Genomic DNA, 4,213 nt, shown 5'->3' on the forward strand with positions numbered 1-4,213 from the left:
TTTTTTTTTTACTTATTTCAATTTCATTATGATCTTATTCTATTAACTCCTACCCTTGTTGCTAGTGTAAATGATGCTGAATTTCAATTTCATTATGATCTTATTCTATTGATAATGATGAAGCATTACTCTATTTATTAGAAAATAATTTCAATTTCATTATGATCTTATTCTATTTCTATTTCGAATGGATATTGATATGTTTCTAAATCAATTTCAATTTCATTATGATCTTATTCTATTTTGACTCTGAAGATGAATTAATCATTAAACGTTCTTTATTTCAATTTCATTATGATCTTATTCTATTTGTAGAAAACTGTAAATTTGTTAATGGTAATGCTTAATTTCAATTTCATTATGATCTTATTCTATTCCCAAATAGTGCTGAAATTCCGTTTGTTGATATTAGTATTTCAATTTCATTATGATCTTATTCTATTGTAACATTAACTGAATTATCAGATGAGTTACTTAAAATTTCAATTTCATTATGATCTTATTCTATTAATATATTCCGTAAATACATTTTTATGGTCTCTTCCATTTCAATTTCATTATGATCTTATTCTATTTTGTAATTTGAGTTGCATCTGTATTCATTTGTGTCGTATTTCAATTTCATTATGATCTTATTCTATTAGGAAACTTTTTTTCTTTATTTTCCTTATAATTACTTGTTTATTCTTCTTTTTTATTAAGTTTTTTGTTGATGTCTCATTTGGAAAATGAGGTGAGGGTTAGACGACAATTTTTGTTAGAAAATTATAGTATATTTTTTATTGGTGATTTTTCAATTCCAATTATTGTCTTTTCTGGTTTATATGTGGGTGGCATTTTATAAATTATTACTGAGTCTTCATCTTTATTTATTATTTCAGTTATTTTTATTTTTAATTCTTTAAATTGTGTTGGTTTTATTTCTCCTTCAAATACAGAGTTTTGTATCCAATTTAAATACATTCGTAGTAAACTTTTTACTTTATTTACTCTTTTTGTGTTAATATCATATACTATAATTATATACATTATTACCACCTTATTTTATAGGGTGTGTACTCTTTAATATCTAAAATATGTTTTTCTAATTTATATGCTTCTAAACGTATTAAGTGTTTATATGACACATTTCTATTCAATTGTCTATGTTTTAATGTTGTTTTTAATTTTTTATCATATTCTTGAAGGAATTTATTTTTTCCAGATTTTGTTAATATACAATAATTCACATCTTTTTTAAAGTGTTTTTTTGTTATCATTTCCTTATTTATTAATTTGAATATTAATCTATCTACAATAATTGGTTTAAATATTTCAGTCAAATCTAGTGTTAATGAGTATCTTCTTTGTAATGGTTCGTGAAGATATGAGATGGTAGGATTAAGTTGAGTGTTATATAATTCATTTAAAGTTGTTGAGTATAATAATGAATTTCCAAAACTTATTAAGGCATTTATCATATTTTTTGGTGGTTGTTTTGTTCTTTTTTCGAAATGAAATGATTGTTGTTTGGTTATTTTATCAAAATAAGAATAATATTCAATTCTTATTCTTGCTTCAGTATTTAGTAAATCTGGTATTGTTTTCTGGTTTTCTATTTCCTGTTCTATTTGTGTTATTTTATTTTTTAATTTGTAATATGATAATACTTTTTTCATATTGTCTGCAGAACCTTTTACAAATTTCTTTGCAAGTATTAATCTTTTTTTCATGTCAATATAATGTTCTGCTTGTTTTATAATTACGTTTCCTGCCAATAATTTTGTTTTTGGATAGAATGTTCCCTCATAATATCCATAATAATTAAAAAAATGAATTAGTATTCTTTTTTTAGCTAGTAGATGTAATACTTGGGATGTTAAAGATACTTGTCCATAACAGTAGATATTATCTACTTTTTCTATGGGAATATAATTTTTTCCATTTTTATTTTCGAAGTAGATAGTATTTTCATGTCTTGTTAAAGAACCATCACTTAATATGTAATAATTTTCCATTCTTTTTCTTCCTCTTTTTTTATATGAAACAAAGTTCATAATATGCACATTTTAAACATATATTTTTCTTTTGAACAATAGGTGGTTTTTCTTGTTTAATTATGTCTTGTATTTTTTTAATTATCTTCTCAAGTTCTTCTTCATTTGTTTTTGTTAGTATGACTTCTTCTTTTTCACGAGTATTTGGATAATTTAAGTATCCTTTTATATTTTCAATATTTTTCTCTTTTTTTAAGTAGTTCATATAGTATAATAGTTGATATTTATGTGCTTTTTTCATTTTTTTACTTTTTTTAATTTCATGTATTTCCGTAGTATTATTTTCATGATTTATTTTGATAAAGTCAATATTTATTTTATTATCAATTAAAAATTCATTTTCTCGTTTATATGTTGTTTCGTGCAGATGTTTTCCAAGTTTAACATCTTCAGAGTTATTTTCCATATGTATGTTATGTGAGAATAACCAAAGTTTTGTAGGGCATATGAAATAGTAATTTATTTTGGTACCATTAATATTATCAGTATTTAATTCATCCATATTACTTATTTTCCTTTATTTTAATCATTCCAAAACCCATACTATTTTTTTCACCAATTCCTGTATCATAAGCAAATTTTATTAATTCAGCATCACCTTCAATACTTAAGTTCATTAAATAACATCTATTGTATGTTTTATATCCATATTTTTCTATTAAAATTCTTTTTTCTTTCACATATCTCATTTCTGAAGAAATATTTACTTTTAAGTTAGTGTTCTCTATATTGTTAAATAATATATATTTCCGTATTAGATTTTTTTCAAGATTTCTAAAAAAATGGGGAGATGGTGCTAAATCTCTTATTTTTAGTTTACCTTCAATTTCTTCTTTTGTCCTAGTAATGATTGGTGATAATGTATTTATTTCCTCTTTTTTATGGATTTTTGGATCTTTAATTTCTTTAATCTGTGTTATTTTGTAAATATTTTTTCCTATCCTAAGTTCTGGATTTTCAAGACATCCACTTAAGAAATTAGTTATAATATATTGATTAGGACTAGATAATATAAATTTTACTTTTCCTTTGTTAGCTATTAATCCTTCAGAATTACTGTTATTTATATGTTTGATGTATAATTTTGAAAAATTAAAAAACTTAAATGATTCTGATTCATGAAGATTTCTAAAAAATTCTAAGTCAACAAATTTTGAATATATTGCCGAAGAAAGCATATAATTATAATTATATTTAATTAATGTATTTTTTTTATCTTTTGATTCTAAATATATTTCTATTCTCATAATCAACACCTTTACATGAAACGATTTGTTAAAATATCTTCTCTATATTTAAAACTCTTATTAAGTCCTGAGTTTAATGAATACATTTTAGATTCATCATCACCTATTAATTCATTCAAAATAATATAAAAGTAAAATTTATCTTTATATGTATGATATGACTCTGAGTTTTTATATTCTTCAAGTAATGCTTCATTACGATATGTGTTAATGATAAAATTACTCATAATAGAACCATATTGTTTGGTTATAATTTTATATTTTATGTATTGATTTTTTTCAATTTCCTTAATTTCATCTAAATAACATTCTAGAATATCAATGGAATTTATTGCATTATTTTTTATTAGATTTTTTTCTTTCAAGAATTTTATTTCATTTTTATCAAAGTATTTTTCAAGGTTTTCTTCAGAAATATTTTCTTCAATGTAAAATGCTATTTCATTTCTATCATCAATTATTTTAATTCCACTTTTTTCTTTAAATTCAGAATATTTAATAGTATTCCAGCGTTCTATATTTTTAAAATCACTTTTTTCATCAGTATTATCTTTACTAATCTCTTTTTCATTTATTTTACAAGATATATTATCATAATATTTTTTTAAATCATTAAAATCATAATTTAAATTAGTTTTATCTTTAAATAATTCTTCAGATGTTATTATTCTTGTTTTTAATTCATCTTCATTATATATAATTTCATATGTTGTTTTATTATTCATTTTTAATTTAATTAAATATATATTACCTTTTTTATCTGTATTTCCCCTATTACATCTTCCACGTACTTGTTCTATTGAATCAATTGTTGCAAAATCACGAATAACAAAATCAAAACTAACATCAATTCCTGCTTCAATACTTTGAGTACTAACAAGAATATATCTTTCTTTAGGTTTTAGATTATCTATTTTTTCAATTAATTCT

5 protein-coding genes and 1 CRISPR repeat array are annotated in these 4,213 nt (G+C 21.9%); all 5 genes read right to left on the reverse strand.

Annotated features, from left to right (window positions below; all coding sequences use genetic code 11):
* Positions 1 to 14 precede the first annotated feature (14 nt).
* Positions 15 to 642: a CRISPR direct-repeat array (repeat unit 30 nt; unit sequence ATTTCAATTTCATTATGATCTTATTCTATT).
* A gap of 123 nt (positions 643 to 765) precedes the next feature.
* The gene (gene cas2, locus A9758_RS02840; RefSeq protein WP_011406534.1) at positions 766 to 1,029 is read right to left on the reverse strand and encodes a CRISPR-associated endonuclease Cas2; all 264 of its coding nucleotides are present in this window, start codon (positions 1,027 to 1,029) and stop codon (positions 766 to 768) included.
* 2 nt (positions 1,030 to 1,031) lie between these two features.
* The gene (cas1b, locus tag A9758_RS02845; protein WP_143740860.1) at positions 1,032 to 1,997 is read right to left on the reverse strand and encodes a type I-B CRISPR-associated endonuclease Cas1b; all 966 of its coding nucleotides are present in this window, start codon (positions 1,995 to 1,997) and stop codon (positions 1,032 to 1,034) included.
* 19 nt (positions 1,998 to 2,016) lie between these two features.
* Positions 2,017 to 2,538, reverse strand: a complete 522-nt coding sequence (cas4, locus tag A9758_RS02850; protein WP_011406532.1) for a CRISPR-associated protein Cas4 — start codon at positions 2,536 to 2,538, stop codon at positions 2,017 to 2,019.
* 1 nt (position 2,539) lies between these two features.
* On the reverse strand, positions 2,540 to 3,283 hold the full coding sequence (cas6, locus tag A9758_RS02855) for a CRISPR-associated endoribonuclease Cas6 (RefSeq protein WP_011406531.1): 744 nt from the start codon (positions 3,281 to 3,283) through the stop codon (positions 2,540 to 2,542).
* A gap of 11 nt (positions 3,284 to 3,294) precedes the next feature.
* Positions 3,295 to 4,213, reverse strand: a 919-nt coding sequence (locus A9758_RS07555) for a hypothetical protein (RefSeq protein WP_198922630.1), incomplete at its 5' end; no start/stop codon positions are given.

Source organism: Methanosphaera sp. A6, assembly GCF_001729395.1.
GTDB classification, from domain to species: Archaea; Methanobacteriota; Methanobacteria; order Methanobacteriales; family Methanobacteriaceae; genus Methanosphaera; species Methanosphaera stadtmanae.

What these genes read in the sequence shown, in the direction of transcription:
- cas2 (WP_011406534.1), bottom strand. Translation starts at nt 1,029, where the DNA reads ATGTATATAATTATAGTATATGATATTAACACAAAAAGAGTAAATAAA.
- cas1b (WP_143740860.1), bottom strand. Translation starts at nt 1,997, where the DNA reads ATGGAAAATTATTACATATTAAGTGATGGTTCTTTAACAAGACATGAA.
- cas4 (WP_011406532.1), bottom strand. Translation starts at nt 2,538, where the DNA reads ATGGATGAATTAAATACTGATAATATTAATGGTACCAAAATAAATTAC.
- cas6 (WP_011406531.1), bottom strand. Translation starts at nt 3,283, where the DNA reads ATGAGAATAGAAATATATTTAGAATCAAAAGATAAAAAAAATACATTA.